Source organism: Phormidium sp. CCY1219, assembly GCF_035615515.1.
Lineage (GTDB): Bacteria > Cyanobacteriota > Cyanobacteriia > Cyanobacteriales > Laspinemataceae > CCY1219.
The window spans coordinates 1-3,938 of the sequence record NZ_JAJENT010000758.1 but is presented as its reverse complement, the minus strand read 5'-3'; the positions used below and the strand labels follow the sequence as shown (position 1 = coordinate 3,938).

The window sequence follows — 3,938 nt, the reverse complement described above, 5'->3', positions numbered from 1 at the left end:
CTCCATTTCCCCTGGCTCTCATCCCGACGCTCACCAAGCACGGGTAGAGCGCGGGGCTTCCCGCCGAGAAGCTAAATGTTTATTTTTGTTGCTTTTCTTTCATCATTATAGGGAGATTGGGTAGGTGGGCAATAATCGAGTTTCGGTGAATTCAGAAATGGTGGCGCAGTTTGCACATGTGCCGGTTCTCAGTGCGGAAGTGGTAGAGGGCCTAGCGGTGCAGGCGGGGGGACATTATTTAGACGCCACCGTGGGGGGTGGCGGGCACTCGCGGCTGATTTTGCAAGCCGCCCCCTCGGTGAAAGTCACCGCGATCGACCGGGATGAAGTGGCGTTGGCGGCGGCGCGCGCCGAGTTGGCGGAATTTGGCGATGCGGTGGAATTTTGGCAGGGAAATTTTGCCGAATACGACCCGGGAGAGAAACGGTTTGATGGAGCGATCGCAGATTTAGGGGTAAGTTCCGCCCAGTTGGATGTGCCCGATCGCGGATTTAGCTTTCGCCAGGAAGCGCCCCTGGATATGCGGATGGATCGCGCCCAAGACCTCACTGCTGCCGAAATTGTCAATCACTGGGACGAAGCGGAGTTAGCGGATATTTTTTATCGCTATGGCGAGGAGAGATATTCCCGAGGGATCGCCCGCAAAATCGTGCAGCAGCGTCCGTTTCAGACCACCACCGACCTTGCCTATGCGATCGGCGGTAGCGTGCCGCGCCGCTATCGCTATGGGAGAATTCATCCCGCCACCCGGGTATTTCAAGCCTTGCGGATTGCGGTAAATGCCGAATTGAGCAGTTTAGAAAGTTTTTTAGAAAAAGCGCCCGGGTGGCTGAAACCGGGCGGGCGATTGGTGGCGATTAGCTTTCACAGCTTAGAAGACCGGTTGGTGAAGCATCAACTGCGCGGTGAAGAGCGATTCACTGTAGTGACCAAAAAGCCGATCGTGGCCAAAGAGGCAGAAATTGCCAGTAATCCTCGGGCGCGATCGGCCAAACTGAGAGTCGCAGAGCGCCTCAGTGGGGCGGGATAAAACCGCGATCGGGCGAGGCATTGGATCCGCCTCAGCCCCCTGCAGCGGATCCAAATCCCCCAAACCGGGAAACGCCCAAGCCAAAAAGGCACGGACTCTGGTAAGCTAGGCTTTGGCGCAGCCTGTGCCCCGCCTGGATCTGCGCTTATGGGTGCAACGCAGGTGGCGCAAGCTCAAACGGCATTCGGCAAGGGTAGCCTGCCAACCGCAGCTCCAATATCCGGCATTTCTTGTCGCTCACCCGATCCGAAACCGGGAAAACCATAGGGGATAGCCCACTGCTAAACAGAAAGCTGGCTATGTTAAGCTCATTTGAGCAGAGTCTGCCCGTTAGCGAGCGCCGATCGCGGGGTACTTTTGTCTTGAAAGGAATGCCCACCCAAAGCGTGATTTGCCAGGGGTGCCCCAAACGGTTGGGCACCGGAAAAAGATCGGCCCGTCCAACAAGGGCGCTACTTTGGGCGCAAGTCACACTTAATCCATTAGCCTGTAAGTGGGGTATTGCATGAGTCGGGGAAAAGGGAGCAAGCTGAAACTGATGGTGGTCGATGACGAAATCGACAACCTAGACTTGCTATACCGGACGTTTCGGCGGGAATTTGACGTTTATCGAGCCGAGAGTGCGTTTAAAGCACTCGAAACTCTCGACGAGAAAGGCGAGATGGCCGTCATTATCTCGGACCAGCGGATGCCAGAAATGAACGGGACGGAGTTTCTCAGTAAAACCGTAGAACGGTTTCCCGATACGATTCGGATTTTATTGACTGGCTACACCGACGTCGAAGACCTGGTAGAAGCGATTAACTCCGGGCAAGTCTTTAAATACATCACCAAGCCGTGGAATCCTGAAGAACTAAAATCGGTGGTTCAGCAGGCGGCGGAAACTTATAAGGTGGTCAAGCAAAGTACGAACATCCTGCGTCGCTCGTTGCGCCGCGAAGCCCTGTTTAATGCGGTGATGAGCGCGATTCGAGAGTCGTTGGATTATCGCAGTATGTTGCAGACCATTGTGGAAACCGTGGGGGAGAATTTTGAGGCCAGTCGTTGCAATCTGCGACCGGTACAGAGCGATCGCCTCGCCCCAGAGTCTTTCTCCTATGTGTCCCCCAATTCCGCTGACCCGGAGGACCTGCAGGAGGATGAATCCCTACTGCACGCCGTCCTGGAAAACCGCGAAACTCAATTGGTTCAGCAGGAAGAAAACGGCCAGGACACCACCCGGTTGGTGGTGCCACTGAGCTATCAAAAAGACCTCCTCGCCGTGATGTCCGTCTACCAAGATGGCAGCGCGAATAGTTGGTCTCCAGAAGATATTCAATTGATTGAAGGCGTGGCAGAGCAAGCCGCTCTGGCCCTCTCGCAAGCTAAACTCTATCAGCGCACCGAGCAGCAAGCTCAACAAATGCTCGCTGAGCTAGAGGTGGCTCGCCAAATTCAAACCAATCTGCTGCGCCAAAGTTGGCCAGAACTGGAAAGCTCTAAGGTGCAAGCCTGTTGCTATCCCGCTCGCGCCGTGGGCGGCGATTTCTTTGAGGTGTACGTCCATTCTCAAGGAGATATCTGGATCGCCGTGGGAGATGTGTCGGGCAAGGGCGTGCCTGCAGCTTTGTTTATGGCCAGTGCAATCTCGGTGATGCGCCGAGAACTGGCTCAAGAAATTTCCCCCGAACCGGAAACGGTGATGACCAATCTCAATAGTGCGTTGGCGGATGACCTGATCGGCAACAACTGTTTCATTACGATGGTTGTGGCTCGCTATCGTCCGTCCACTCGGGAGTTGGCTTATGCCAATGCGGGACATATTTATCCCCTCGTCTGGTCTCACCGCTCTGTGGCCAATTCTTCTTCAGAGGTGGAACCGAATTTCTTGAAAGCGCGCGGGATTCCTCTGGGAATCTTGCCGATGTGGAGAGGAAAAACGGGCACTCTGGAGTTAAATTCAGGTGACGTTTTTCTGCTCACTAGCGATGGTCTGACGGAGGCGACGGTTACAAATCCAGACTCGAATCTCGGAGTCGATGAGGGCGCGATGCTCCAGCAAGAGGGTCTCTGGAAGCTGTTAACTCAAGAACCGGATCCGCTAGAACTGGAACATTTATTGGCTCGGGTCCGCGAATTGGCTCAGGAGCAGGAAGATGACCAAACTATACTTTCTCTGGAGGTTCTGTAATCAATGAGAACTGAGTTGCACGTACCGAGCGACTTGCGGTTTTTGAGCATTGTCGAAAATTGGCTGTTGGGCTGCCTGGAAATGGAACTCGGGGATAATGTGGATTGGCCTCGTCAGTCGAATCGCTTGCGCCTGGTTTTGGCAGAAGCTTATTCTAATGTGGTTCGTCACGCTCACCGGGAACAACCTAATTTGCCCGTGCTGATTCGTCTGGAAGTTAAGGAGCGCGATATCGCTCTGGAAGTGTGGGATCACGGTAAGGGTTACGATCTGTCTACTTATATGGCACCGGTGCCAGAACAAATGCCCGATGGCGGCTATGGTTGGCTGATTATGAATCGCCTGATGGACCGGGTGGAGTACAGTTTGCAAATCGATGGTCGCAATTGTCTGAAGCTCGAAGCGAGTCTGGCGGAAACGACGGACAAGGCTTAGGGGCTTTCTGGTGTTGGGGTTTGCTCCCTGCTTGTCGGTGCTTTCTCCTCTGGGCTGTTTCTGCTGCACCGCACCCTGGAGGCCACTCTGACCGATCGCCCTTTCCTTCACTCCGCAGGCGTTCGCTCCCCACACTCCCTGCTTGTCAGGGTGCATTTTTACAAAACTTAATCAAAGATTGGGATTTTTTATAAGTTTTATTACAATTGCTTGAATTTAGCCGGGGCAATCCTTCATATTAGCTTAACCGCTAGGAGCCCCGCACTGTACCCGAAGGGTCAGTGTCGGGAAGAATAGCGGGGG

General features: G+C 54.1%; 3 protein-coding genes. All 3 read left to right on the top strand.

Annotation, left to right across the window (positions count from 1 at the left end; translation table 11 throughout):
* Window positions 1-157 precede the first annotated feature (157 nt).
* Window positions 158-1,030: a 16S rRNA (cytosine(1402)-N(4))-methyltransferase RsmH gene (gene rsmH / locus LKK83_RS22910; protein ID WP_324633701.1), complete on the top strand. Its 873-nt coding sequence runs from the start codon at window positions 158-160 to the stop codon at window positions 1,028-1,030.
* A gap of 505 nt (window positions 1,031-1,535) precedes the next feature.
* Window positions 1,536-3,200: a SpoIIE family protein phosphatase gene (locus LKK83_RS22905; protein WP_324633700.1), complete on the top strand. Its 1,665-nt coding sequence runs from the start codon at window positions 1,536-1,538 to the stop codon at window positions 3,198-3,200.
* A gap of 3 nt (window positions 3,201-3,203) precedes the next feature.
* On the top strand, window positions 3,204-3,635 hold the full coding sequence (locus LKK83_RS22900; protein WP_324633699.1) for an ATP-binding protein: 432 nt from the start codon (window positions 3,204-3,206) through the stop codon (window positions 3,633-3,635).
* Window positions 3,636-3,938 lie beyond the last annotated feature (303 nt).

What these genes read in the sequence shown, in the direction of transcription:
- rsmH (WP_324633701.1), top strand. Translation starts at nt 158, where the DNA reads ATGGTGGCGCAGTTTGCACATGTGCCGGTTCTCAGTGCGGAAGTGGTA.
- LKK83_RS22905 (WP_324633700.1), top strand. Translation starts at nt 1,536, where the DNA reads ATGAGTCGGGGAAAAGGGAGCAAGCTGAAACTGATGGTGGTCGATGAC.
- LKK83_RS22900 (WP_324633699.1), top strand. Translation starts at nt 3,204, where the DNA reads ATGAGAACTGAGTTGCACGTACCGAGCGACTTGCGGTTTTTGAGCATT.